Annotated in this window: 27 protein-coding genes; 20 read left to right on the forward strand and 7 right to left on the reverse strand. The window is 72.5% G+C overall.

The features are described 5' to 3' along the window. Nucleotides 1-132 precede the first annotated feature (132 nt). Entirely contained in the window at nucleotides 133-735 is a 603-nt protein-coding gene (locus tag ASD19_RS12555; protein WP_055993265.1) for a histidine phosphatase family protein, read from the forward strand. 152 nt (nucleotides 736-887) lie between these two features. Here ASD19_RS12555 and ASD19_RS12560 read toward each other — a convergent pair whose 3' ends face one another. Both ASD19_RS12560 and ASD19_RS12565 read right to left on the reverse strand, forming a co-directional pair. Beyond that, a complete protein-coding gene (locus ASD19_RS12560) occupies nucleotides 888-1,529 on the reverse strand; it encodes a class I SAM-dependent methyltransferase (protein WP_055993267.1) in 642 nt (213 codons plus the stop codon). Nucleotides 1,530-1,631: 102 nt separating this feature from the next. Beyond that, entirely contained in the window at nucleotides 1,632-2,096 is a 465-nt protein-coding gene (locus ASD19_RS12565; RefSeq protein WP_055993269.1) for a GNAT family N-acetyltransferase, read from the reverse strand. 70 nt (nucleotides 2,097-2,166) lie between these two features. On the opposite strand from ASD19_RS12565, the gene dapB reads away from it, so the two are divergent. Next, nucleotides 2,167-2,973, forward strand: coding sequence for a 4-hydroxy-tetrahydrodipicolinate reductase (dapB, locus tag ASD19_RS12570; protein WP_055993271.1), 807 nt, complete (start codon nucleotides 2,167-2,169; stop codon nucleotides 2,971-2,973). Then, complete coding sequence (locus tag ASD19_RS12575) at nucleotides 2,970-3,413, forward strand: hypothetical protein (RefSeq protein ID WP_156377198.1); 444 nt, start codon at nucleotides 2,970-2,972, stop codon at nucleotides 3,411-3,413. The genes dapB and ASD19_RS12575 overlap by 4 nt, the downstream gene beginning before the upstream one ends. A gap of 4 nt (nucleotides 3,414-3,417) precedes the next feature. Here the strand turns inward: ASD19_RS12575 and ASD19_RS12580 are convergent, their stop codons facing one another. The 5 genes from ASD19_RS12580 to ASD19_RS12600 all read right to left on the reverse strand — a co-directional run bounded on the left by ASD19_RS12580 (nucleotide 3,418) and on the right by ASD19_RS12600 (nucleotide 8,242). After that, the gene (locus ASD19_RS12580) at nucleotides 3,418-4,302 is read right to left on the reverse strand and encodes a TIGR01777 family oxidoreductase (protein ID WP_055993273.1); all 885 of its coding nucleotides are present in this window, start codon (nucleotides 4,300-4,302) and stop codon (nucleotides 3,418-3,420) included. A gap of 63 nt (nucleotides 4,303-4,365) precedes the next feature. Continuing rightward, nucleotides 4,366-4,788, reverse strand: coding sequence for an OsmC family protein (locus ASD19_RS12585; RefSeq protein ID WP_055993275.1), 423 nt, complete (start codon nucleotides 4,786-4,788; stop codon nucleotides 4,366-4,368). Nucleotides 4,789-4,856: 68 nt separating this feature from the next. Then, nucleotides 4,857-5,417: a DUF4395 domain-containing protein gene (locus ASD19_RS12590; RefSeq protein WP_055993277.1), complete on the reverse strand. Its 561-nt coding sequence runs from the start codon at nucleotides 5,415-5,417 to the stop codon at nucleotides 4,857-4,859. Beyond that, nucleotides 5,410-5,859: a TlpA family protein disulfide reductase gene (locus ASD19_RS12595; RefSeq protein ID WP_055993279.1), complete on the reverse strand. Its 450-nt coding sequence runs from the start codon at nucleotides 5,857-5,859 to the stop codon at nucleotides 5,410-5,412. The genes ASD19_RS12590 and ASD19_RS12595 overlap by 8 nt, the downstream gene beginning before the upstream one ends. A gap of 109 nt (nucleotides 5,860-5,968) precedes the next feature. Next, a complete protein-coding gene (locus ASD19_RS12600) occupies nucleotides 5,969-8,242 on the reverse strand; it encodes an esterase-like activity of phytase family protein (RefSeq protein ID WP_055993425.1) in 2,274 nt (757 codons plus the stop codon). Nucleotides 8,243-8,379: 137 nt separating this feature from the next. Between ASD19_RS12600 and ASD19_RS12605 the strand changes: the two genes are divergently transcribed. From ASD19_RS12605 to dapF, 17 genes are all read left to right on the forward strand, one after another. After that, complete coding sequence (locus tag ASD19_RS12605; protein ID WP_055993281.1) at nucleotides 8,380-9,189, forward strand: thymidylate synthase; 810 nt, start codon at nucleotides 8,380-8,382, stop codon at nucleotides 9,187-9,189. Continuing rightward, a complete protein-coding gene (locus ASD19_RS12610) occupies nucleotides 9,189-9,692 on the forward strand; it encodes a dihydrofolate reductase (RefSeq protein WP_055993283.1) in 504 nt (167 codons plus the stop codon). The genes ASD19_RS12605 and ASD19_RS12610 overlap by 1 nt, the downstream gene beginning before the upstream one ends. 381 nt (nucleotides 9,693-10,073) lie before the next feature. After that, nucleotides 10,074-10,805: a DUF559 domain-containing protein gene (locus ASD19_RS12615; protein WP_235563051.1), complete on the forward strand. Its 732-nt coding sequence runs from the start codon at nucleotides 10,074-10,076 to the stop codon at nucleotides 10,803-10,805. A gap of 139 nt (nucleotides 10,806-10,944) precedes the next feature. Beyond that, nucleotides 10,945-11,922, forward strand: a complete 978-nt coding sequence (gene dapA, locus ASD19_RS12620) for a 4-hydroxy-tetrahydrodipicolinate synthase (protein ID WP_055993285.1) — start codon at nucleotides 10,945-10,947, stop codon at nucleotides 11,920-11,922. Between the two features lie 118 nt (nucleotides 11,923-12,040). Continuing rightward, nucleotides 12,041-13,717: a ribonuclease J gene (locus ASD19_RS12625; protein ID WP_055993287.1), complete on the forward strand. Its 1,677-nt coding sequence runs from the start codon at nucleotides 12,041-12,043 to the stop codon at nucleotides 13,715-13,717. Between the two features lie 10 nt (nucleotides 13,718-13,727). After that, entirely contained in the window at nucleotides 13,728-14,558 is an 831-nt protein-coding gene (locus tag ASD19_RS12630) for an MBL fold metallo-hydrolase (protein WP_055993289.1), read from the forward strand. A 78-nt stretch (nucleotides 14,559-14,636) separates the two neighbouring features. Continuing rightward, complete coding sequence (locus tag ASD19_RS12635; RefSeq protein ID WP_055993291.1) at nucleotides 14,637-17,399, forward strand: FtsK/SpoIIIE family DNA translocase; 2,763 nt, start codon at nucleotides 14,637-14,639, stop codon at nucleotides 17,397-17,399. Between the two features lie 4 nt (nucleotides 17,400-17,403). Next, nucleotides 17,404-17,979, forward strand: coding sequence for a CDP-diacylglycerol--glycerol-3-phosphate 3-phosphatidyltransferase (pgsA, locus tag ASD19_RS12640; RefSeq protein ID WP_055993293.1), 576 nt, complete (start codon nucleotides 17,404-17,406; stop codon nucleotides 17,977-17,979). Beyond that, entirely contained in the window at nucleotides 17,976-18,455 is a 480-nt protein-coding gene (locus tag ASD19_RS12645) for a CinA family protein (protein ID WP_055993295.1), read from the forward strand. The genes pgsA and ASD19_RS12645 overlap by 4 nt, the downstream gene beginning before the upstream one ends. Nucleotides 18,456-18,586: 131 nt before the next feature. Continuing rightward, complete coding sequence (locus ASD19_RS12650) at nucleotides 18,587-18,895, forward strand: helix-turn-helix domain-containing protein (RefSeq protein ID WP_055993297.1); 309 nt, start codon at nucleotides 18,587-18,589, stop codon at nucleotides 18,893-18,895. A gap of 7 nt (nucleotides 18,896-18,902) precedes the next feature. Continuing rightward, on the forward strand, nucleotides 18,903-19,121 hold the full coding sequence (locus ASD19_RS12655; RefSeq protein WP_055993300.1) for a DUF3046 domain-containing protein: 219 nt from the start codon (nucleotides 18,903-18,905) through the stop codon (nucleotides 19,119-19,121). Nucleotides 19,122-19,372: 251 nt separating this feature from the next. Then, nucleotides 19,373-20,428: a recombinase RecA gene (recA, locus tag ASD19_RS12660; protein WP_055993302.1), complete on the forward strand. Its 1,056-nt coding sequence runs from the start codon at nucleotides 19,373-19,375 to the stop codon at nucleotides 20,426-20,428. Nucleotides 20,429-20,485: 57 nt separating this feature from the next. Further along, complete coding sequence (locus tag ASD19_RS12665; RefSeq protein ID WP_055993304.1) at nucleotides 20,486-21,250, forward strand: regulatory protein RecX; 765 nt, start codon at nucleotides 20,486-20,488, stop codon at nucleotides 21,248-21,250. A gap of 65 nt (nucleotides 21,251-21,315) precedes the next feature. After that, nucleotides 21,316-22,863 (forward strand): tRNA (N6-isopentenyl adenosine(37)-C2)-methylthiotransferase MiaB, encoded by a 1,548-nt coding sequence (gene miaB, locus ASD19_RS12670; protein ID WP_055993306.1) that lies wholly within the window; start codon nucleotides 21,316-21,318, stop codon nucleotides 22,861-22,863. Then, nucleotides 22,860-23,786 carry a tRNA (adenosine(37)-N6)-dimethylallyltransferase MiaA gene (gene miaA / locus ASD19_RS12675; protein ID WP_055993308.1) on the forward strand — a complete coding sequence of 309 codons (927 nt, stop codon included), beginning with the start codon at nucleotides 22,860-22,862 and terminating at the stop codon, nucleotides 23,784-23,786. Before miaB ends, miaA begins: the two co-directional genes overlap by 4 nt. Before the next feature lie 68 nt (nucleotides 23,787-23,854). Next, nucleotides 23,855-24,133 (forward strand): GNAT family N-acetyltransferase, encoded by a 279-nt coding sequence (locus ASD19_RS14855; protein ID WP_055993310.1) that lies wholly within the window; start codon nucleotides 23,855-23,857, stop codon nucleotides 24,131-24,133. A 189-nt stretch (nucleotides 24,134-24,322) separates the two neighbouring features. Beyond that, on the forward strand, nucleotides 24,323-25,201 hold the full coding sequence (gene dapF / locus ASD19_RS12685) for a diaminopimelate epimerase (RefSeq protein ID WP_055993312.1): 879 nt from the start codon (nucleotides 24,323-24,325) through the stop codon (nucleotides 25,199-25,201). Nucleotides 25,202-25,206: the final 5 nt, after the last annotated feature.

Genomic DNA, 25,206 nt, shown 5'->3' on the forward strand with positions numbered 1-25,206 from the left:
CCTCGGCGCGCGTCGGACGCGTCACGTAGTGTGGGGGAGGACCCCGCTTCGACGCCCCGCGTCATCCCGCGCGGTCCGATCAACGACAGACGACGGATACGCGAGCAGGACGAAGGACGGGGTGAGGCCGCGGTGGCGCACTACATCTACCTCGTCCGGCATGGCGAGCAGCAGGATGCCGAGCACGGCATGGAGGACGGCCCGCTGTCGCCCCGCGGCCGGCGCCAGGCCGAGCTGATCGCGGACCGGCTCTCGGGCATCCCGTTCGACGCCGTGTGGCACTCGCCGCTCGTCCGCGCGACCGACACGGCCCGGATCATCGCGGAGCGCATGCCCGCCGTCGAGCCGCAGCCCCACGCGCTCCTGTTCGACTGCGTGCCCAGCGGCATGACCGAGGAGACGCCGGCCGTGTTCGAGCCGTTCTTCGGCGGCGTGACCGAGGCGCAGCTCGAGGCGGGCAAGGCGCAGATGGCCGACGCGGTCGGGGAGTTCCTGGTGCGCAAGCAGGGCGACGTCCACGAGCTGCTCATCACGCACAACTTCGTGATCTCGTGGTTCGTGCGCGAGGTCCTCGAGGCGCCCGAGTGGCGCTGGATGACCCTCAACCAGGCCAACTGCGGCCTCACGGTCATCGGCCAGCGCCAGGGCCGCCCCTGGACCCTCCTCACGCACAACGACCAGGCGCACCTCCCGGTCGAGCTCCGCACGGGCCTCCCCGAGCCCTTCCCGTTCTGATCCGGCGCGAGTCGTCGGACCGCCGGGCCGCTCGTCGGATCCGCGGGGCTGGTGTCGCCTCGTGAGCCTCAGGCGTGCACATCCGCCCCACCAACCCGACGAACGGACCATGCGATCCGACGACTGGGTGGCCCATCCGACGACCGGGCGCGTCACCGGCGACGCGCGAGCACGAAGCCCTGCGGATGCCGCTCGTGGCCGCTCGGCGCGCGCCTGACGGTCTCGACGATGTCGAACCCGACGTGCTCGAACACCTCGGCCACCCGCGCGGGTTCGTGCAGGACGGCGTGCAGGGTCACGTCCTGGCCGTACGCGCCGGGCGATGTCCGCTCGCCCGTGCCGGCCTGGAACGCGAGCAGCACCGCCCCGCCGGGCGCCGTCCCACGGGCGAACTCCGCGGCGATCGCCGGGATCCCGGCGTCCGGCGTGTGGATGACGGCGTACCAGCACAGGATGCCGCGCACCGCGCCATCGGCGACCGGCAAAGCGCGCAGATCCGCGACGGCGAGCGGGACATCCGGATGCGACAGCTTGGCGTGCGCGAGCATCTCAGGCGACAGGTCGACACCGGTGAGCGTTGAGACGCCGCGCCCAGCGAGGTAGCCGAGCATCCGGCCCGTCCCGCAGCCCGCGTCGAGGACCGGCGCGTCACCCGGCGGCAACGACGCCACGAAGCGGCCGATCAGCGCGAGGTCCGCGTCCGACTCCGCGCGCGTGTCGGGCAGCGCCGCGGCGTAGGCGTCGGCGACCGCAGCGTAGAGCCCGCGCGTGCGGGCCGTGTCGTCATGGCTCACACCGACTGTCTCCCTGCTTCGCACCGGGATCCCACGTTCTCAGGGCGCATCGGACGGATCCCGCCCTGAGCAGCCGGGATCCCCTGAACTGGCGACGTGGCGTCACGCCAGCGGCTTGCCGTACCAGCGCGTGGCGTTGGGGTTGTCGTTGTAGGGGTCGATCGCGGTGAAGCCGGTGCGGGCGTAGAGCGCAGCGGCGGCCTCCAGCGTGTGATGGGTGTCGAGCACGAGCTCCCGCGCGTCCCAGCTGAGGGCGCGGCGCTCGAGCTCCTCGAGCAGCAGGCGACCGGCGCCCAGGCCGCGCGCGGCCGGGCGCATGAAGACGTGCTTGATCTCGAAGCGCGCGCCGTGCGGGCCGTCGGCGATGCGGCGGATCGCGCCGCACCCGATCAGGCCGCGCTCGTCGTGCTCGACGAGGAGCAGGACGCCGTCCGGCGGCGTGAACGCGTCGGCGGCGGGGAACGTCGGGCGGTACTCGCCGGGGAAGCCGGCCGCGCGCTCCGCGAAGTACTCGACGATCAGCTCGTGGGCATCCGGATCGGCGGGGGAGGCGGCGCGGAATTCCATCACGATCCGAGCCTATGCGTCACGGCGCGGCCCCGGACGCGGCGGTATGCGGGCCAATAGGATGGAGCGCATGACGACACGGATCGCCCTCGTCGGCGGCACCGGCAAGCTCGGGAGCATCATCCACGAGGTCATCGGCGAGCTCGACGGCTTCGAGGTCGTCTCGGTGCTCGGCTCGGGCAGCGACCTGGCCGAGCTCGACGGTGCGGACCTCGTGGTCGACGCGTCCACTCCGGCGGTCAGCATCGACGTCGTCCGCGCCGCGATCGAGCGCGGCCTGAACGTGCTGGTCGGCACGAGCGGCTGGTCGGCCGAGCGCATCGCGCTCGTGCGCCCCCTCGTGGACGCCGCCGGCACGGGCGCGGTGTTCATCCCGAACTTCTCGCTGGGCTCCGTGATCGGCAGCGCGATCGCCGCGGCCTCGGCGCGGTTCTTCCCGTTCGCCGAGATCGTCGAGGCGCACCGCGACACCAAGGTCGATTCGCCGAGCGGGACGGCCGTGCGCACGGCCGAGCTGATCACGGCTGCCCGCCGCGCCCCCGTCGAGGCCCCGCACGCCGACCAGCGCGCCCGCGGCCAGCAGGTCGCCAGCGTTCCCGTTCACTCGCTCCGCCGCCCCGGCGTGATCGCGCGCCAGGAGACGATCCTGTCCGGCCCGGGCGAGGCGCTGTCGATCGTGCACGACACGACGGATCCCGCCGCCGCGTACGCGCCGGGCATCCGGATCGCGCTCGAGCACGCGGCCGACGTGCGCGGCGTCGTGATCGGTCTGGAGAGCTTCATCGACATCGGCTTCGGCGCGCCCCGCACGCTCGACGGCAAGCCCGTCGACGCGGGCACGGCGCCCGGCCAGGTCGCGCAGGCGACCAGCGCGTGAGCGTCCGCATCGGCGTGGCCGTGATGGCCGCGCTTCTGGCGCTCTACATCGTGCTCATCGGATGGCGGGCCGCGCAGCTCGTGCAGACCGGGGAGCCCGTGGGCATCGCGATGGGCGTCGCGCTCATCGCCCTGCCGCTGATCGCGATCTGGGCCCTGGGGCGCGAGCTCTGGTTCGGCGTGCGCGCGGAGCAGCTGGCTCGTCGCCTGGAGGCCGAGGGCGGCCTTCCCGACGACGTGGTCGCCACGACCCCGAGCGGCCGCATCTCGCGCGCGGACGGCGACGCGCTGTTCCCGCGCTACCGCGCCGAGGTCGAGGCGGCGCCCGACGACTGGCGCGCGTGGTTCCGCCTCAGCCTGGCCTACGACGCCGCGGGCGACCGTCGCCGGGCGCGCGGCGCCGCGCGCGAGGCCATCCGGCGCGAGGCGGCGACGCGCTGAGCCGCTAGGCCGGGATCGCCGCGGCGATCGCGTCCTCGACGGTCGGATGCCGGAACGCGAACCCGGATGTCCGCAGCGCGTCGGGGACGACGTGCGCGTCGGCCAGGAGCAGACCCTCGGCGGCATCCGCCCCGAGCGCCGCGCGCAGGGCGAGCGCGGGAGCGGGCACGACGAACGGCCGGTTCATCCGGACCGCCAGCGCGAAGCCCAGGTCGTTCGCCGTCGCGCGTGTCGGGCCGGCGAGATTCACCGGCCCGGTGAGCCCGGCGTCGATCACGTGCCGGATGGCCGCGATCTCGTCGTCGAGCGAGATCCACGGCCAGGCCTGCGTGCCGGGGCCGATCGGGCCGGACACGCCCGCGCGCGTGAGCGCGATCAGCGGCTTCAGCACGCCCTCGGCGTGCACCACGGGGGCGGTGCGCAGCAGCGCGACCCGGTCGCCGGCGATGCGCGCGGCGTTCTCCCACTCGACGCAGAGGGCGGCGAGGAACGTGTCGCCGGCGGGCGCCTCCTCCGTGAGCACCCGTCCCGGCGCGGAGCCGTAGTACCCGACGCCGCTGGCCGACACGAGCAGCGGGCGCTCACGGGCGGGCAGCGCCTCGATCGCCCGGGCGAGCGCGCGCGTCGGCGTGAGTCGCGACCACACCAGTTCGCTGCGGTAGCGGCGCGTCCACGGCAGGCGGCCGATGCTCGCGCCGTTGAGCCCCACGACCGCGTCGGCGCCGGCGAGGACCGCGGGGTCGAGCGGATGGCCGTCCAGCCAGCGCACCTCGTCCGGGCCCGCGGGATCCCGGCGCACGAGCCGCGTGACTCGCGCGCCGTCGTGCTCCAGAGACGAGACGAGGGCGCGCCCGATCAGACCGGACGCGCCCCCGACGACGACGTGCATCAGGCCAGCGTCTGCGTTTCGACTCGTCGCTGCGCTCCTCGCTCAACGACCGGAAGCGGCTTGCTACGCAAGCGTCGCCTCCAGAGTGATGTCGACGCCCGCGAGCGCCTGCGAGACCGGGCAGCCCGACTTGGCGCCCTCCGCGATCTCCTGGAACTTGGCGGCGTCGAGGCCGGGGACGACCGCGTTGACGTTGAGGTGGCTGCCGGTGATGCCGGTGCCCGGCTTGAACGTGACCGAGGCGGTCGTGTCGAGCTTCTCGGGCGGGGTGCCGTTCTGCGCCAGAGCGTGCGACAGCGCCATGCTGAAGCAGGAGGCGTGCGCGGCGGCGATGAGCTCCTCGGGCGTGGTGGTCGAGTCCGAGCCCTCGGAACGCGCCTTCCAGTTCACGGGGAACGATCCGATCCCGGATCCGAACGAGACGGTCCCGGATCCCTCCATCAGGCTTCCGGTCCAGGCGGTGGTGGCTTCGCTCGTGACGGTCATGACGTCCTCCGAATCGGTGCGGTTGCGGTCGCGGCCAGCCTATCGACGCCCCGCGCCGACGTCACGGGTCATACGGCCCGGGAGCGTCCGATCAGGCGGGCCCGCTGCAGCAGCAGGTAGATCTGGCAGCCGAGGCAGAAGCCGAACGCCGCGTTCAGGAACGCGGCGATCAGCGCAGCTGCGGCCGCGATCACGAGCGCCCACGGCACGCCGGCGGCGTGCAGGATGAGTCCCGCGCCCGTGACACACAGGCCCACGCCCTGCGCGAACCGCGGCGGGCGGGGGTCCTCGAGCTCGGCGGGCGGCGCCAGGTGCGGCCGCACGAGGTGGCGGAACACGACGCCCCACGGCGCGGTGCGGGGCGAGACGACGGCCCACAGGAACAGGGCGGCGATGACGACCAGCAGGATGAACGCGGGATCGGCGAGGTGCCGCCACGGCGCGAGACCGGGATGGAACGCCGCGCCGGTGAGCGGCTGGTACGCGAACCAGCCGAAGCTGACGGGTTCGCTGACCCGCGGCGACGTGCCCACCAGCGCGAGGTACGTCGCGACCGCGAGCAGCACGGTCGTGATGGCGGCCGCGAAGCGCGGTCCGCGCGGGTCGATTCCGGCGGGTGACTCAGACACGGGCGTCCTCCTCGAGGCGGTCGAGCTCGGCGATCACGTCGTCGCGGCGCGGGGCGCCGCCGATGCGGCCGCGGACCGCGCCGCGTCCGTCGACGATCAGGGTGGTGGGGGTCTGCAGCACGCCGTAGTGGCGGGCGACGTGCGGGCGCTGCGTGAGGTCGACGTCCACGTGCGTCACGCCGGGGCGCTCGTCCGCGACGGCGCCCAGCAGCCGGCGCGCGGCCGGGCAGCGCGTGCAGTACTCCGTGCTGAACTGCAGCAGGGTCGCGGTGTCGCCGAACGCGACATCCGCCGGATCCAGCCCCAGGGAGTGCGCCGACACGTGCGCGATGTCGTGCGCGCGGTGCCGCACGCGGCCCTCGCGGCGGCGGAGCAGCACGCCGATCGCGGTCGCGACCGCGAGCACGGCCGCGAGCACGGCGAAGGCGGTGATCGGGTCCACGCGGGAAGGCTAACGCGGACCGGCACGGGCGCGTCCCGCCGGCGACGCACGCGGTAACAGGACGGGGCCGGATCGCCCTCCGGCGATCCGGCCCCGCGTTCTGGGTGCGTCAGCCCGCGACGGTCGCGGCGGCGATGTCGGGGTTGTCGCTGAACAGGCCGTCGATGCCGGCGTCGAGGAACGCCCGGATCTCGCCGGCCAGGTCACCGGCCGCGTTCGGGTCGCTGCTCGAGCGGAAGTCCGCCGCGAGGAAGCGGTTCTCGACGCGGAACGTCCACGCGTGGACGTCGAGGCCCGCCGCGTGGGCGTCGTCGACGACCGGGCTCGGCGCCGACAGCGTGCCGTCGGCGTTGCGCGGGATGATCACGTTCTTCTCCGCGCCGATCCCGTCGGCGTACGTCGCGATCTCGGCCAGACCCTCGGGCGTCACGAGGTCGGCGTAGGTGCGCGGGTCGCCCGCGGCGGCCAGGTCGTACGGCGCGCCCGAGCTGCTGATGAGCTGCGCGAGCGTGACGTCGGTCTGCTCGTCCAGGTCCCGCAGGTTGCCGGTCTCGAAGCTCTGCAGGATGACCGGGGCCTCGGCGTCATCCAGCTCGTTGCGCTGCAGCTGGGCCACGAGCGGCTCCTCGAGCGACAGGCCGATCGAGTCGAAGTACGTCGGGTGCTTCGTCTCGGGGTAGACGCCGACCGGGCGGCCGTCGCAGGTCAGCGAGCGGCGCGCCAGGTCCATGACCTCGTCCAGGGTCGGGATGAGGTAGAGGCCGTCGAACGCGGCGCTCTGCGGGCGCACGTCGGGCAGGCGCTCCTCGGCGCGGAGCGTGCGCAGCTCGGCGAGCGTGAAGTCCTCCGTGAACCAGCCCGTCACCGCGACGCCGTCGATCGTCTTCGTGGTGCGTCGGTCGGCGAACTCGGGTCGGCTGGCGACATCCGTCGTCCCGCCGATCTCGTTCTCGTGGCGGGCGACGAGCACGCCGTCCTTCGTCGCGACGACGTCCGGCTCGATGAACTCGGCGCACTGCGTGATGGCCGTCTCGTACGCCGCGAGCGTGTGCTCGGGGCGGTAGCCGCTGGCGCCGCGGTGGGCCACGACGGTCACGGCGTCGGCCTTCGAGACGGTGCGCTCGAGGTCGACGATCGCGAACTCCGTGTCATCCGGCGTGCCCGTGTTGCGCGCGTCGTTGCCGGGATAGTTGTTGTCGTTGCCGATCAGCAGCGTTCCGTCCTGGAGCTGCAGCACGGTCTCGAACGACTGCACGGGCAGCGAGTAGGTGTCGCCGAGGCCGTAGCCCTCGCCCGCGTCGATGCCGTGCGGGTTGTCGATCCGGAGCGCGTCGAGCACGAGGGTCTTGCGGAGGTTGCCCTCGGCGTCCGTGCGCTTCAGGTCGACGCGGTAGACGCGCTTGATGACCGACTGCGCGCCCTCGAAGTCGTCGCGCTCGATGAGCAGCAGCTCGCCGTTCGGGGTCGCGAAGGCGTCGCCGATCACGTCCGTGGCCTGGTCGGACTGGTACGACCACGTGCGGCCGGTGTACGCGCCGGTGCGGGTGTCGAACTGGTGGATCACGCGGCGGCGCTGGTCCTCGTCGGCGAGGTAGGCGCCCTCGAGCACGGGGTAGAGGTAGCGGCCGTCCTGCGAGCCGGCCATGGCTTCGAAGCCGCGGCTCGCGGCGACCGTGGGCTGCTCGCCCGGCGCGAGGTAGGGGCTCTGCGGCGACGCGGCGCCCTCGAGCGGGAACGGCTTCTCGAGCAGCGTGCCGTCGGCGTCGAAGTGCAGCAGGAACGGGCCGAACTCCTCGCCGACCCAGAACGTGCCGTCCTTGGCCCGCACGACCGACTCGATGTCGAAGTCGGCGCCGGTCAGCAGGCGCTCGTCGGTGTCCTCGTTCACGATCGGGAAGTCGAGCACGTCGTTGCGGTCGTTGTACTCGATGAACGACTCGATCTCGATCTCGCCCGCGCCGCCCTCGGCCGTCTGCCAGGCCGGGCGCACCAGGTAGTTGCGCAGCAGGAAGTCGGCCGAGTTGCCCTTCGAGCCGAATCCGTTGTCGGGCTGCGCCCAGAACGTCCCGTCGCCGTTGTCCACCATGGCCGAGAAGCCCGGGATGACCTGGCCGTCGAACGGGCCTCTGCGCCCGTTGTTCGGCGTCACCGCGGCACCCGAGTCGGGGCCCGGGGCGAGGAAGTCGGCCGACAGCGTCGCGCGGGCGACCAGCGTCGGGACGGTCGTCGCAGCGGCGTGCGCCGGCGGGGTGCCGCCCGATGCGGCGGGCGCGGTCTGCGCGACGGCGGGCGCCGGCACGAGGGCCGCGATGAGGGCGGTGGCTGTCAGTGCGGTGAGCGCGGCGGGCGTTGCGAGCCGGCGGCGCGGGGGGAGGGATGTCACGTCGCCCAGCGTGGTCACGCCGGGCGACGCGCCGTCGACCGGCGGGTGAACGAGGGGAGAACTCCACGCCCGCGCGCGCCGTCGCGGATCGCCGTGCGGCTGATCCGGATGTCCCTCGCCCGGGCTACCCTGATCACGTGAGCCAGGCGATCCCGACCCCCTATGAGGACCTGCTGCGCGACGTGCTCGAGCACGGCACGCACAAGGACGACCGGACGGGCACGGGGACGACCAGCGTGTTCGGCCGCCAGCTGCGCTGCGATCTCTCGCAGAGCTTCCCCCTGATCACCACCAAGCGCGTGCACTTCAAGTCGGTCGCGCTGGAGCTGCTGTGGTTCCTGCGCGGCGACTCCAACGTGCGGTGGCTGCAGGAGCGCGGCGTCACGATCTGGGACGAATGGGCCGACGCCGAGGGCGAACTCGGGCCCGTGTACGGCGTGCAGTGGCGGTCCTGGCCGACGCCGAGCGGCGAGCAGATCGACCAGATCCAGCAGGCGGTCGACCAGATCCGGACGAACCCCGACTCGCGGCGCATCCTGGTGTCGGCGTGGAACCCGGCGGACATCCCCGACATGGCGCTCGCGCCGTGCCATGCGATGTTCCAGTTCTACGTCGCCGACGGGAAGCTGTCGTGCCAGCTCTACCAGCGCAGCGCCGACATGTTCCTCGGCGTGCCGTTCAACATCGCGTCGTACGCGCTCCTGACGCTCATGATGGCGCAGCAGACCGGTCTCGAGCCCGGCGAGTTCGTGTGGACCGGCGGCGACTGCCACATCTACGACAACCACCGCGAGCAGGTCGCCGAGCAGCTCTCGCGCGAGCCCTACCCGTACCCGACGCTCGAGATCACGCGGAAGCCCGCGTCGATCTTCGAGTACGAGTTCGAGGACTTCGCGCTGCACGACTACCAGCACCACCCGCCGATCCGCGGCGCGGTCGCGGTCTGATGCCGATCCGGGCGGTCTGGGCACAGGCGTCCACGGGCGCGATCGGCGCCCAGGGCGGCATGCCGTGGGATCTGCCGGAGGACCTGGCGTTCTTCAAGCGCGCCACGAGCGGATGCCCCGTGCTGATGGGCCGCCGCACCTGGCAGTCCTTCCCCGAGCGCTTCCGCCCGCTGCCGGATCGCCCCAACATCGTCATCACGCGCGACGAGGGCTTCGAGGCCCCCGGCGCCCAGGTCGTCCACTCGCTCGACGACGCCCTGGAGGAGGCCGCCAAGCTCGACGACGAGGTGTGGGTCATCGGGGGAGCGGAGATCTACCGCCAGGCCATGCCGCTGCTCGACGAGCTCTGGGTCACGCGCATCGACCTCGACGTCGAGGGCGACGCCTACGCGCCCGAGATCGACGACTCGTGGCACCTCGTCCGCTCCGACCCGGCAGACGGCGGCTGGCACACCAGCCGCACCGGCACCCGCTATCGCTTCGAGGTCCTCCGCCGCTCCTGACCCCCGCGTGCGGTCGTCGGGGCCGCCGCGCAGTCGTCGGATGAGTGGTGCGGCTGATGCGGATGAGGTCGCTGACGTCACTCAAGCATCACTGCTCCGACGACCGAGCAGCGCATCCGACGAGTGGGCTGGGGCGACCGGATCGCCATGGCTCGCTCACAACCACCCGACTCGTGCGGACCCTCCCCAAACGGACGCCGGAGCCGCCTGCGGCCACGGGCGAGGCGCCACCGTCGGGGCATGTTCATCGACGAGATCGCGGCCAGGATGGCGCGGACGGACGGAGTCGCCAGAGCCGCGGACCTGCTGGCGGCGGGTGCCCGTCGCTCGGACCTGCGGCGGTGCTGTGCGGCAGGTCAGCTCCACCGCCTCCGCGAAGGCGTGTACGCACTGCCGACCGCCCTCGAGGATGTCCGCACGGCCGCCGTGCACGGCGGGGCGCTCGCCTGCGTCTCCGCCCTTCGTCGGCACGGCGTCTGGGTCCTCGACGCCGATGGCGTGCACGTGTGGCTCGGCGGCAAGGGGCGGCGGCACGCCCACCCGCAGTGCGCGTGCGTCGGGCATTGGGACGCCGGCGCGGCGCGGCCCGGGGTGGTCTCCGTCGCGCGCGCCCTCGTGCAGCTCGCCGGATGCCAGGGCGCCGAGGCATTCTTCGTCGCCTACGAGTCCGCTTGGCGCCTGGGCAAGCTGACCGGGCGGGCTCGTGCCTGGATCCGCGATCATCTGGACGCGGGGATGCGGTACCTCGTGGACATCGCTCGGCCGGATGCCGACAGCGGTCTCGAATCGCTCGTGCGGCTGCGGCTCGGTCGGCTCGGAATCTCCTTGCGGGCGCAGGTGCCGATCGAAGGCGTCGGAACCGTCGACTTCATCCTGGACGGACGGATCATCCTGGAGGTCGACGGCCGCGAGAACCACGATGGCGAGTCGAAGCGGCACAGGGATCTCGGTCGCGACGCCCGCGCACTGGCGCTCGGGTACATCCCGCTCCGATTCGACTACGCGCAGGTGCTGTACGAGTGGTCGATCGTCGAGGCGGCGATCCTGGGCGCACGCGAGACGCTCGGTCGTCGGAGCCTCCGCCCAGTCGTCGGAGCGACGCGACGCGTGTGATTCCTGGCGCCTGGTCCGTCACGAGCGCCCCACAACTCCGACGACTGCGCGCGTGATCCGACGACTGCGCGCACCGCGCGCACCCGCGCGGCAACCCGCGCGCGTGAGTCACCCAGCCCGCGCGCGATAGCCTGGAGCCATGACGCACTCGGGCAACCCCTTCGGACAGGTGCTCGTCGCGCTCGTCACTCCGATGACGGCCGACGGCGAGGTCGACTGGCCCGCCGTCGAGAAGCACATCGACGACGTGATCGTGTCGGGCGCCGACGGGATCGTCGTCACCGGCACGACGGGCGAGACCTCGACGCTCACGGACCCCGAGAAGATCCGCCTCGTGGAGGTCGGCAAGGACGTCGCCGCGGGCCGCGCCAAGATCATCACGGGCGGCGGCTCGAACGAGACCGCGCACGCGATCGAGCTCTACCAGAAGAGCGAGAAGGCCGGCGCCGACGGCATCATGATCGTCACGCCGTACTACAACAAGCCCACCCAGGCGGGCATCCTGACGCACTTCCGGCTGGTCGCGGATGCGACGGATCTGCCGGTCATCCTGTACGACATCCCGGGCCGCACCGGCGTGCCGATCAAGTACGAGACCATGCTGCGCCTCGCGAAGCACCCGAACATCCTCGCGGTGAAGGACGCCAAGGGCGACTTCAGCGAGGTCAGCCGCGTGCTCAACCAGACCGACCTGATGTACTTCTCGGGCGACGACGCCAACGTGCTGCCGCACCTCGCGATCGGCGCCACGGGCCTGATCGGCGTGACGGCCAACATCGCCGCCGCGCCGTACCGCGTGATCGTCGACGCGGTGAACCGCGGCGACCTGGCCGCGGCCACCGAGCAGCACAAGAAGCTCGAGCCGCTCGTCCGCGCCGTTATGACGCACGTCCCGGGCACGGTCTCGACGAAGTACATCCTGCACGGCCTCGGCCGCATCTCCAGCCCGCGCGTGCGCCTGCCGCTCGTGGGCCCGGAGGAGTGGGAGGCCGCCATCATCGAGGACGAGCTCGCCCTCGTGAAGGACGTCGACGGCGTCGACTTCTCCAACTTCCGCCCCGACCGCAACGCGGCCGCCGGCGGCGCCCTGCCCAAGGTGCCGGGCACCACGCGCTGACGCGCCCACGGATCTCCCGCGGCCGAGAAGGCCGCACAGCACAACACAACAACGAATCCGGATGCCCCGCGGGCGTCCGGAAGGGCCCGCGCGAGCGGCGCCCGCGAAAGGCGGACCCATGTCCACTCCGGTCTACGATCCCCCCGCTGTCGCGCCCGGCACGCTGCGCGTGACCCCGCTCGGCGGCCTCGGCGAGGTCGGCCGCAACATGACCACGTACGAGTTCGACGGCAAGATCCTGATCATCGACTGCGGCGTGCTGTTCCCCGAGGAGCACCAGCCCGGCGTCGACCTGATCCTGCCCGACTTCGAGCCCATCAAGGGGCGCCTCGACGACATCGTCGGCGTGGTCCTCACGCACGGCCACGAGGACCACATCGGCGCCGTCCCGTACCTGCTCAAGCTGCGTCAGGACATTCCGCTGATCGGCTCGGCCCTCACGCTCGCGCTCGTCGAGGCCAAGCTCAAGGAGCACCGGATCAAGCCGCTCCTGACGGTGGTCAAGGAGGACGAGAGCTGGGACATCGGCCCGTTCGACCTGGAGTTCGTGGCGGTCAACCACTCGATCCCCGACGCGCTCGCGGTCGCGGTCCGCACGCCGGCCGGCCTCGTGCTCCACACGGGCGACTTCAAGATGGACCAGCTGCCGCTGGACGGCCGGATCACCGACCTGCGCGCGTTCGCACGGCTCGGCGAGGAGGGCGTGGACCTGTTCCTGCCCGATTCGACCAACGCCGACGTGCCCGGCTTCACGCCCACCGAGCGCGCGATCGGCCCGGTCATCGACCAGGTGATCTCCAAGACCCCCGGCCGGGTGATCGTGGCGAGCTTCTCGAGCCACGTGCACCGCGTGCAGCAGGTGCTGGACGCCGCAGCCGCCAACGGCCGCCGCGTCGCCCTGCTGGGGCGCAGCATGGTGCGCAACATGACGATCGCCGCCGAGCTCGGCTACCTGAAGGTGCCGGACGGCGTGCTGGTCGACTACAAGAAGGCCAAGGACATCCCGGACGACCAGATCGTCTACATGTCGACCGGGTCGCAGGGCGAGCCGATGGCCGTGCTGAGCCGCATGGCCAACCTCGACCACGCGATCGAGCCGGGCGAGGGCGACACCGTGATCCTCGCCTCGAGCCAGATCCCGGGGAACGAGACGTCGATCTACCGCGTGATCGACGGGCTCACCAAGCTCGGCGCGAACGTCGTCCACAAGTCCAACGCGAAGGTCCACGTCTCGGGTCACGCGGCGGCGGGCGAGCTGCTCTACTGCTACAACATCCTCAAGCCCAAGAACGTGCTCCCGGTGCACGGCGAGTACCGGCACCTGATGGCGAACGCCAAGCTCGCGCAGGACACGGGCATCCCGGAGGAGCGCACCATCATCGGCGAGAACGGCACGGTGGTCGACCTGAAGGACGGCGTCGCGCGCGTCGCCGGGCAGCTCGACCTCGGCTTCGTCTACGTCGACGGATCGACCGTGGGGGAGATCACGGACGCGGACCTCAAGGACCGCCGCACGCTCGGCGAGGAGGGCTTCGTCTCGGTCATCGTCGTGGTCGACGCCGCGACCGGCCGGATCATCACGGGCCCCGAGATCCACGCGCGGGGCATCGCCGAGGACGACGCGGTGTTCGAGGCCGTCAAGCCGAAGATCGCCAAGGCGCTCGAGGAGGCAGCGGCGTCGGGGGTGCGCGACAACCACGCCCTGTCGCAGACCGTGCGCCGCACGATCGGCCGCTGGGTGAACCAGTCGCTGCGCCGCCGGCCTATGATCGTCCCCCTCGTCATCGAGGCCTGAGCCGCGCAGGATGACCGCTCGGTCGCTCGCGGAGGTCGCCCCCGGCGTGTTCGTCGCCGAGTCGGAGATCTGGGCGTCGAACACCGCGGTGGTGGTCGACCGCTCCGGATCGGCCCTGATCGTCGACCCCGGGATCACGACGGCCGAGCTCGACGGGCTCGTCGCGGCGATCCGCGCGCGCGGCTGGCGGGTCGCGGCGGGCGCGGCGACGCACCCGCACTGGGACCACGTGCTGTGGCACCCGGACCTGGGCGAGGTGCCCCGGTTCGCGACCGCGCGCGCCGTCGCGGTGATGGCGGGCGACCGCGGGCGCTCGTGGGCCGAGGCCGCCCAGGCCGCGCCCGGGCTCGAGGAGGAGCTGTTCGGCGTGCTCGCGGCGCTGCCGGACGAGGCGGACGAGCTTCCGCCGCCTGCGCCGTCGGGGATCGCGGTGCTGCGGCACGACGCCCACGTCCCCGGCCACCTCGCCCTCGCGGTGGGGGAGGCCCTGCTGGTCGGCGACATGCTCTCGCAGCGCGAGGTCCCGCTGCTCGACGTCGGCCATGCCGGCGAGGACCGCGAGCCGCCGTCCGATCCGGTCGGCGACTACCGCGCGGCGCTCGATCTGCTCGAATCCTCGGCCGCGCGGCGCGGCACGCGGGTGATCGTCCCCGGCCACGGGCCGGTCACGCGGGGCTCCGAGGCGATCGCCGTGCTGTTCGCCCGCGATCGCGCCTATCTCGACGCGCTCGAGCGCGAGGCCGCGGGCGGGGAGCCCACCACCGACGCGCGGCTGGCGGACGAGTGGGTCGCGCAGCAGCACGCCGCCCACGTGGCGCGCCTGCGGGCCCTCGCCGGCTGAGCCGCCCAGCCCCGCGGATCCGCGGCATCCACGGCGTCGCTCCCGCGGGATGTCGGCCCCCGCGCGTACCGTGGAGGCATGCCACGCACGCCCGCCGCGTCCAAGACCTCCGGCAGCAGGAGCCGGGCGGCCTCGAAGAACGAGGCCGCGAACGGCTCGCGCGCGCGCAAGAAGCCGGATCCGGCCCCCAAGCCCTACTTCGAGGCCTCCGACCGGCCTCCGGTGGCCGTGCGCGCCTGGAACGGCCTCGGTCACGCGGTCGGCGGCCTGTTCCGGGCGTTCGGCCTCGAGGCGCTCGAGAAGGATCAGCGCCGCGACGGATTCCCGCTGCTGGTCGTGCTCCTCGCGGTGGCGGGCGCCGTCACCGAGTGGTTCTTCATCGGCAACGAGGTCGCCGCGAACATCAGCGCCTACACCTTCGGCGGGCTGATCGGCCGCACGGCGTTCGTCTTCCCGGTCGCCCTGCTGCTGCTGGCCGGCTGGCTGTTCCGGCACCCGTCGTCCGTGCACGACAACGGCCGGATCGGCATCGGCTTCGCGCTCCTCACGCTCACGGTCGCCGGCTTCTGCCACGTCGCCGGCGAGCGCCCGCAGCCCTCGCTCGGGATGCCCGCCCTCAGCCAGGCGGGCGGGCTGTTCGGGTGGATGGTCGGGGAGCCGCTCGCGCTGCTGCTCACCGACATCGGCGCGTACGTCGCGCTGTCGCTGCTCGCCGCGCTCAGCGTCCTGATCATCACCAAGACGCCGCCGAACCGCATCGGCCAGCGCCTGGGTGACCTGTACGCCTGGATGTTCGGCGCCGAGCGCCCCGAGCCCGGCGACAAGGCCGACCCGGCGGCCACCGCCGCGACCGAGGTGCTGCCGCAGGACGACGCCGAGGCCGCGCTGCCGTGGTGGCGCCGCAACAAGTCCGGCCGCGAGGAGGACCCGGATGTCGTCGACTCGCCCCAGGACCTGACGGAGCTGCTGACCGAGCAGCGCGACGGCGGCTACGACAAGGCGATCGTCGTCGCGGATCCCGAGCCCGAGCCCGACTCGGCCACCGCCGTGCTCAGCTCGCTCAGCGGCCTGACCGGCGGTCTCGCCGAGCGCGGCTCGACCGGGCTCGTGGGCGACGGCGACGACTCCGACACGGGCGAGCTGCCGGGCCTGATCGGCTTCGGAACGGACGGCCCGGGCGCGCGCGGCCCGCAGCCGCCGGCCGCGCCGTACGTGCTGCCCTCGCCCGCGTCGCTGTCGGCGGGCCCGCCGTCCGTGGCGCGCAGCGAGGCCAACGACCGCGTCGTCGAGCAGCTCACGCGCGTGCTCGCCGAGTTCAAGGTCGAGGCGAAGGTCACGGGCTTCTCGCGCGGCCCGACCGTCACGCAGTACGAGATCGAGCTCGCGCCCGGCGTGCGCGTCGAGCGGATCACGCAGCTTCAGAGCAACATCTCGTACGCTGTCGCGTCGAACGACGTGCGCATCCTCGCGCCGATCCCCGGCAAGAGCGCGATCGGCATCGAGATCCCCAACACGGACCGCGAGACGGTCGCACTCGGCGACGTGCTGCGCTCGGCCGCCGCGCAGAAGTCGAGCCACCCGCTCACGGTCGGCGTGGGCAAGGACGTGGGCGGCGGCTTCGTCGTCGCGAACCTCGCCAAGATGCCGCACCTGCTCGTGGCCGGCTCGACCGGCTCCGGGAAGTCGAGCTTCATCAACTCGATGATCACGAGCATCCTCATGCGGGCGAAGCCCAGCGAGGTGCGCATGGTGCTCGTCGACCCCAAGCGCGTGGAGCTCACGAACTACGCGGGCGTTCCGCACCTCATCACGCCCATCATCACGAACCCCAAGAAGGCGGCCGAGGCGCTGCAGTGGGTCGTGAAGGAGATGGACATGCGGTACGACGACCTCGCGTCGTTCGGCTTCCGCCACGTCGACGACTTCAACGCGGCCCTCGCCCGCGGCGAGGTGGAGGTGCCGGCGGGCAGCGAGCGCGTGCTCAAGCCTTACCCCTACCTGCTGGTCGTGGTCGACGAGCTCGCGGACCTGATGATGGTCGCGCCGCGCGACGTCGAGGACTCGATCGTCCGCATCACCCAGCTCGCGCGCGCGGCCGGCATCCACCTCGTGCTCGCCACGCAGCGCCCGTCGGTGAACGTCGTGACGGGCCTGATCAAGGCCAATGTGCCGTCGCGCCTGGCGTTCGCCGTGACGAGCGTGACCGACAGCCGCGTCATCCTCGACGAGGGCGGCGCCGACAAGCTGATCGGCCAGGGTGACGCGCTGTTCTCGCCCATGGGCTCCTCGAAGGCGATCCGCGTGCAGGGCGCGTGGGTCACCGAGGAGGAGATCGACCGCGTCGTCAAGCACGTCACGGGCCAGGCCCGGCCCGAGTACCGCGCGGATGTCGCGGAGGCCATCGAGTCCAAGAAGAAGGAGATCGACGAGGACATCGGCGACGACCTCGAGGTGCTCCTCGCCGCGGCCGAGCTGGTCGTCACGAGCCAGTTCGGGTCGACCTCGATGCTGCAGCGCAAGCTGCGCGTGGGCTTCGCGAAGGCGGGGCGCCTCATGGACCTGCTCGAATCCCGCGAGATCGTCGGGCCCTCCGAGGGCTCCAAGGCGCGTGACGTGCTGGTGACGCCGGAGCAGCTCCCCGAGGTGCTGGCGCGCATCAAGGGCGAGGAGCCGCCCGCGCGGACCGCACCGGCCGCCGCCGCGGCCGAGGCGCCGGCGACCGAGGACGGCTACGGCGACGACCGCTACGGCGAGGACCCGATCGAGGCGCAGTTCCAGGGATATCCGGTGGAGGACGACGAGGGCGACGAGGACGCCTGGCAGCTGACCGGGCGAGACTGATCCCATGACGATCCCCCGGCAGCTGCCCAACGCGATCACGAGCGCGCGCATCCCGCTCGCGATCCTCTTCGTGATCCTGCTCGTGATGGGCGGGCGCCTCGGCGCCGACGACCTCGCGCTGCGCTGGATCGCCGCCGTCCTCTTCGTGGTCGGCATCTCGACGGACTGGGTGGACGGCTACCTCGCGCGCCGCCACGACATCGTGACCGACCTGGGCAAGCTCCTCGACCCGATCGCGGACAAGCTCCTCACCGGCGCCGGCTTCATCGGGCTCGCGATCCTCGGCGAGGTGCCCTGGTGGATGGTGATCGTGATGCTGATCCGCGAGTGGGGGATCACGATCCACCGCCTGGTCATCGCGAACGAGCACGTGGTCGCGGCCGCGTGGATGGGCAAGGTCAAGACCCTCGTGCAGGCCGTCGCCCTCTCGTGGGCGCTGCTCCCGATCTGGCTGCTGATCGGCGTCGAGCCGTTCAGCATCGTCACGCTGGTGCTGATGTGGCTCGCTGTCATCCTGACGATCGCGAGCGGGATCGACTACGTGGTCGCGCAGGTGCGGGGAGCGCGGGCGGCGCGATGACCGTCGAGGCCGGCCTGCTCTCGCTGCTGCGCGAACGCGGCTGGTCGCTCGGGGTGGCCGAGTCGCTGACGGGCGGGCTCGTGGTGGCGTCGCTCGTGTCGGTCCCCGGCGCCTCGCTGACGCTGCGCGGGGGAGTGGTCGCGTACGACAGCGCGATCAAGACCTCGCTGCTCGGCGTCGACGCCGGTCTTCTCCGCGCGCACGGCGCGGTGGATCCCGAGGTCGCGCGGCAGATGGCGGACGGCGTGCGGCACGCGCTCGCGGTGGGCGGCCGCGACGCCGACATGGGCATCTCGACGACCGGGATCGCGGGGCCGGACTCGCCCGACGGGCAGCCCGTGGGCACGGTCCACATCGGCGTCTCGATCCCGTCGGGCACGTTCGTGACCTCGCACGTGTTCGAGGGGGACCGCGCCGCCATCCGGGAGGCGGCGCGCGTGCGGGCCCTGGAGGACGCGTTCGACGCGCTGTCGTGATGCTTTCGTGTGTTTCGATGACGTGAATCTTGGGGATTTCCCATCCCGCATTCAGTGCCCGGGATTAGATTGGCCGCGACGGTGTTGTACTGTTATGCACCCGTCGGGAAAGCAGTGAGGAGGGGGCCGCGATGATCCTGGTTCGTCAAGAGATCGGCGACGTGCTGCGAGACATGCGTCAGCAGAAGGGCCAGACCCTCCGTCAGGTCGCCAGCAGGGCGAGCGTCGCGCTCGGCTACCTCAGCGAGGTGGAGCGCGGGCAGAAGGAGGCGTCGAGCGAGATCCTCGCGTCGGTGGCTGAGGCCCTCGACGTTCCGATCTCGTCGATCATGCGCGAGGTGGGCGACCGCATCGCCGTGCTCGAGGGCGTGCAGCCGTTCCCGGATGTCGTTCCGGACGACCTCGTCGCCGAGGTCGGCACCGAGCTGTCGCTGCGCTGAGCGCTCGATGAGGCGCAGCGAGTTCCTGCGCGCGGTCGACGAGGAGTTCGGCGCGCGCGGCGCGTCGCTGCTCAGCGATCTCGTGCTGCCCGGCATCGGCCGGACGGCCGATCAGGCCTTGGACGACGGGGTGCCGCCGCGCGAGATCTGGCTCGCGCTGTGCGCCGAGACCGACGTGCCCGCCAGCCGCCGCTACGGCGCGGGCCGGCTCGAGCCGCGGCGCTGAGAGCGTTCGAAGAGCGGATGCACGCCTTCGGCGTGTCCTCGAAGATCCGTTCGAGATCGGCGTAGTGTCGTCCCCAGGTGGCACATGCCGCTCATCTGCTCCCCGGGACGGGGGCGCCGGACTCGATGTCGGTGGCCCTGCCTAGCGTGGCAGGTGGCACTTGAGCCACGCGCCTTGTCGCAGACCCCGCACGCCCGGGCGGGGCGCGACAGCCTACAGGCGACGGACACACGAGCACGAAGGAGCAGGTCATGGCATCAGCAGCCGATCGCGAGAAGGCCCTCGACGCGGCCCTCGCCCAGATCGACAAGCAGTTCGGGAAGGGCTCGGTCATGCGGCTGGGCAGCGACGAGCGCGCGCCCGTCGAGGTGATCCCCACCGGATCGATCGCCCTCGACGTCGCCCTCGGCGTGGGCGGCCTGCCCCGCGGCCGCATCATCGAGATCTACGGCCCGGAGTCGTCGGGTAAGACGACCCTCACGCTCCACGCGATCGCCAACGTGCAGCGCGCGGGCGGCATCGCCGCGTTCGTCGACGCGGAGCACGCGCTCGACCCCGAGTACGCCAAGAAGCTCGGCGTCGACATCGACCAGCTGCTCGTGTCCCAGCCCGACACCGGTGAGCAGGCGCTCGAGATCGCCGACATGCTGATCCGCTCCGGCGCGATCGACCTCGTCGTGATCGACTCGGTCGCGGCCCTCGTGCCGCGCGCCGAGATCGAGGGCGAGATGGGCGACTCGCACGTGGGTCTGCAGGCGCGACTCATGTCGCAGGCGCTGCGAAAGCTCACGGGTGGCCTGAACCAGACCAAGACCACCGCGATCTTCATCAACCAGCTGCGCGAGAAGATCGGCGTGTTCTTCGGCTCGCCCGAGACCACCGCGGGCGGCAAGGCGCTCAAGTTCTACGCCTCCGTGCGCCTCGACATCCGCCGCATCGAGACCCTGAAGGACGGCGCCGAGGCGGTCGGAAACCGCACGCGCGTCAAGGTCGTCAAGAACAAGATGGCCCCGCCGTTCAAGCAGGCCGAGTTCGACATCCTGTACGGCACCGGCATCTCGCGCGAGGGCAGCCTGATCGACTTCGGCGTCGAGCACGGGATCGTCAAGAAGTCCGGGTCCTGGTACACGTACGACGGCGACCAGCTCGGCCAGGGCAAGGAGAACGCCCGCAACTTCCTGATCGAGAACGTCGACGTGGCCCTCGAGATCGAGAACCGGATCAAGGAGAAGCTCGGCGTCGGCCAGCCCAAGACCGCCGCGGTCGACGCGCCCGCGCCCGAGGTGGCGGCCCGCCGCACGGCGTGATGTTTCGGCGTCGCTCAACAACCGTGTTTCGGCGTCGCTCAACAACCGGGGTGAACCATGGCGACTGACGGGGGCGAGGAGGAGCGCCTCGCCCCCGTCATCCCCCTCTTCGGGGGAGGCGCGGCGCCCGTCGAGCCCGCGGCTCCGGCCGGGGGCGGCGAGGCCGCCGCGGACGATCCGACGGGCGAGGGATGGCACACGACGTGGCGCGACCTCGGCTCGCGGCCCGGCGACCGAAGGCCTGCGCCCGTGAAGCCGCTCGAGGTCAAGAAATCGGGCGGCGTGCGCTTCGTGGAGCTCCCGGAGGACGAGGAACCCGCCGAGCCGGATGCCGGCGCGCTGCGCGAGCAGGCCGAGGACCGGCTGATCAAGGCGCTGCGGCGCCGGTCGCTGTCGATCTCGGAGGCCCGCGCGAAGCTGCGCGAGAGCGAGCTCGACGTCGACGCGATCGACGAGATCGTCGATCGGCTCGTCCGGCTCGGTGCGCTCGACGACGCGGCCCTCGCGGATCAGCTGGTGTACGCAGGGGTGGAGCGCAAGAACCAGGGGCGCCGCGCGATCGCCCAGAGCCTCGCCGCGCGGGGCATCGATCGCGCCGTGATCGACCAGGCGCTGGCCGAGCTGCCCGACGACGACTTCGAGCGCGCCCTCGAGTACGCGCGCGGCAAGGCCCCCCAGCTGCTGCGCTACGACGACGACACGGCGCTGCGGCGCCTGGCCGGGCAGCTCGCCCGCCGCGGTTACGGCGGCCTGGCGATGTCGGCGGCGCGCGCCGCGCTGGATGAGGCCAGGCGTCCGCGCTCGTCGGTGCGGTTCGACTGAGCACCGCCGCGGGCCCGTGCGCTCCCGGGCCCCACCGGGGCAGCGAAACGTAGAATGAGCAGGCCATGACTACCCCTTCCAGCGCCCCCACTCTGATCGAGCCCTCGCCCGCCGCCGTCACCGCCGACGGCCGGCCGCGCTCGTACGAGGTGCGCACCTTCGGCTGCCAGATGAACGTGCACGACTCGGAGCGGCTCGCCGGCTCCCTCGAGAGCGCGGGTTACGTGCGGGCGGCCGACGGCGAGGACGCCGACGTCGTGATCATCAACACGTGCGCGGTGCGCGACAACGCGGCCGGCAAGCTCTACGGCACCCTCGGCCACCTCAAGTCCCGCAAGGACAAGCACGACGGCATGCAGATCGCCGTCGGCGGCTGCCTCGCGCAGATGGACAAGGAGACCGTGCAGCGCAAGGCACCGTGGGTCGACGTCGTGTTCGGCACCCACAACATGGGGTCGCTGCCCAGCCTGCTCGAGCGGGCCCGCCACAACGGCGAGGCCGAGCTGGAGATCCTCGAGTCGCTCGAGACCTTCCCCTCGACGCTCCCCACCAAGCGCGACTCCGTCTACAGCGGCTGGGTCTCGATCTCCGTCGGCTGCAACAACACCTGCACGTTCTGCATCGTGCCGAGCCTCCGGGGCAGGGAGAAGGACCGCCGGCCCGGCGACATCCTGAACGAGATCCGCCTGCTCGTCGAGGACGGCGCGATCGAGGTCACACTGCTCGGCCAGAACGTCAACTCGTACGGCGTCGAGTTCGGTGACCGCCAGGCGTTCGGCAAGCTGCTGCGCGCCGCGGGTGAGATCGAGGGCCTCGAGCGCATCCGCTTCACGAGCCCGCACCCCGCCGCGTTCACGGACGACGTGATCGAAGCGATGGCCGAGACCCCGGCCGTCATGCCGCAGCTCCACATGCCGCTGCAGTCGGGCAGCGACACGATCCTGCGCGCCATGCGGAGGTCGTACCGCAGCGCCAAGTTCCTCGGCATCCTCGACCGCGTGCGCGAGCGCATCCCGCACGCCGCGATCACGACCGACATCATCGTGGGGTTCCCCGGCGAGACCGACGAGGACTTCGAGGACACGCTGCGCGTCGTCGAGCAGGCGCGCTTCGCCAGCGCGTTCACGTTCCAGTACTCGATCCGCGAGGGCACGCCCGCCGCGACCATGCCCGACCAGGTGCCGAAGCACGTCGTGCAGGAGCGCTACGACCGGCTGATCGCGCTGCAGCAGCGCATCACGCTGGAGGAGAATCAGAAGCAGCTCGGCCGCTCGCTCGAGGTGCTCGTGTCGACCGGTGAGGGCAAGAAGGACGCCGAGACCCACCGCCTGACGGGCCGCGCCGAGGACAACCGCCTCGTGCACTTCGAGGTCCCCGCGGGCTCGCCGCTGCCGCGGCCGGGCGACGTCGTCACGGTCGAGGTCACCCACGCGGCCCCGTCGCACCTGCTCGCGGACTCGAAGGACGGCGCCCCGCTGCGTATCCGCCGCACGCGCGCGGGCGACGCCTGGGACCGCTCGCAGGCGGAGTCCTGCGGTGTGCCGACGCCCGGCTCGACCACGGCCGCCGGCGCCGTGAAGCTCGGCCTGCCCACCCTCCGCGTGGGCGTGTGACCCCGAGGCTCTTCGCGATCGTCGGGGCCACGGGCACCGGCAAGAGCGACCTGTCGCTGGATCTCGCCGAAGCCCTGGCCGCCCGCGGCGCGGGGGCCGAGGTGGTCAACGCCGACGCCATGCAGCTCTACCGCGGCATGGACATCGGGACGGCGAAGGTGCCGGCTTCCGAGCGGCGGGGCATCCCGCATCATCTGTTCGACGTGCTCGACGTGACCGAGGACGCCGCGGTCGCCCGCTACCAGGACGACGCGCGGGCCGCGATCGACGACATCCTCGCGCGCGGCCGTCACGCGATCCTCGTGGGCGGATCGGGGCTGTACGTGTCGAGCGTGCTGTTCGACTTCCGCTTCCCGCCGCGCGACGAGGCGCTGCGTGCGGCGCTCGAGGCCGAGCTCGAGCGCGACGGCGCCGGTGCGCTGTACGCGAGGCTTCGGGCGCAGGACCCGGCGACCGCGGCGCGGGTGGACCCCCGCAACGGGCGGCGGGTCGTCCGGGCGCTCGAGATCCTCGCGCTGGGGGAGGCGACCCATGGGGCCACGCTGCCGGAGGAGCCCGTGCCCTGGCGACCCGCGAGCGTGGTGGGCCTGCGGATGGAGCGGGCCGCGCTGATCGAGCGTCTCGACCGCCGCGTCGAGCGGATGTGGGCCCACGGCATGCTGGACGAGACCGCGCGCCTGCGCGAGCAGGGCCTCGAGCGGGGGCGGACCGCGTCCCGGGCGATCGGCTACGCGCAGGCGCTGGCGCAGCTGCGGGGCGAGCTCACCGAGGCCGAGGCGATCGCCGAGACCCAGGCGCTCACGCGGCGGTACGCGCGGCGCCAGGTGTCGTGGTTCAAGCGCTACGCGCCGGCCGCCGGGCTCGAGGTCGCGTGGTCCGACGCCGGCTCGACCGACGCCGAGGCGCTCGCGGCCCGGGCCTGACCCGTCGCGGATGTCCGAGGCCCGTGGCAGGGTCGGCGCATGGAGATCCTGCTGCGGGACGTGGCGCCGTGGCCGGCAGCATCGTGGCGTGGGACGCGGACGACGGCCGCCGCTTCACCGGGTACTGGCTCGGTCGCGGCTTCTGGGGGAGGGGCGTCGGCTCCGCCGCCATGCGCGCGTTCCTCGAGCGCGAGCGGGGCCGCCCGCTGTACGCCGATCCGCACGAGGGCAACACGGCGTCGTGCCGTCTGCTCGAGCGATGCGGGTTCGTGCGCGAGGGCACCGACGGCGAATACGCGGTGTACGTGCTCCGCCCGAGACAGTGCGGGTCGCGGGTCACCGGCTGATCCCGGACGACTGAGCCGCTCGGTCGTCGGATCGGCCGCTCGGTTGCCGGATCGGAGGGGCTGGTGCCCACTCGAGCGCGCGCATCAGCCACTCCCGCATCACGGATCCGACGACTGAGCATCGGACTCGACGGCCGAGTCGCGGCGCGACCCGCGCCGCCTCCCACCGCCCGCGAATAGACTGGTGCGATGACGGAGATCGCCTTCACCAAGGGCCACGGCACGGGCAACGACTTCGTGATCGTCGCCGACCCCGAGGGCGAGCTCGACCTCACCGACGCCCAGGTCGCCGCGCTGTGCGACCGCCGCTTCGGGATCGGCGGCGACGGTCTGCTGCGCGTCGTCCGGTCCGCGCGCATCCCCGAGGGCGCCGCGGCGCTCGCCGAGGAGCCCGAGGCCGGGTGGTTCATGGACTACCGCAACGCGGACGGCTCCAAGGCCGAGATGTGCGGCAACGGCGTGCGCGTGTTCGCGCATTACCTGCTCGAGGCCGGCCTGGCCGAGCTCCCCGCCGGCTCGACCCTGCCCATCGGCACCCGCGCCGGCGTCCGCGACGTGATGCGCAGCGAGACGGGCTACCAGGTGGACCTCGGCCGCTGGCGCGCCGAGCCGGGCGACCCTCTCGTCCGCGCGAAGGGCCTGGGCGTCGCGCGTCCCGGCCTCGGCATCGACGTCGGCAACCCGCACGTGGTGGTCGCCCTCGCGTCCGACGAGGAGCTCGAGGGCCTGGACCTCACCGATCGCCCCGCGATCGAGCCGGAGCCGCCGCACGGGGCGAACGTCGAGTTCGTCGTGCCGCGGGAGCCGCTCGTGAAGGACGGCGTCGGCCGGGTGCGCATGCGCGTCTTCGAGCGCGGCGTGGGCGAGACGCTCAGCTGCGGCACGGGCGTCGCCGCCACGGCGCTGGCCGTGCGCGACTGGGCGGGCGCGAACGCGCCCGACCACTGGCGAGTCGAGGTGCCCGGCGGCACGCTCGGCGTCCGGATGTTCCCCGCCGAGGACGGCGAGCACGTGTCGCTGTCCGGCCCCGCCGTGCTCGTGTACACCGGCACCGTCTCGCTCGCCTGACCGGA

It is taken from the genome of Microbacterium sp. Root53 (genome assembly GCF_001426925.1).
Taxonomy (GTDB): Bacteria; Actinomycetota; Actinomycetes; order Actinomycetales; family Microbacteriaceae; genus Microbacterium.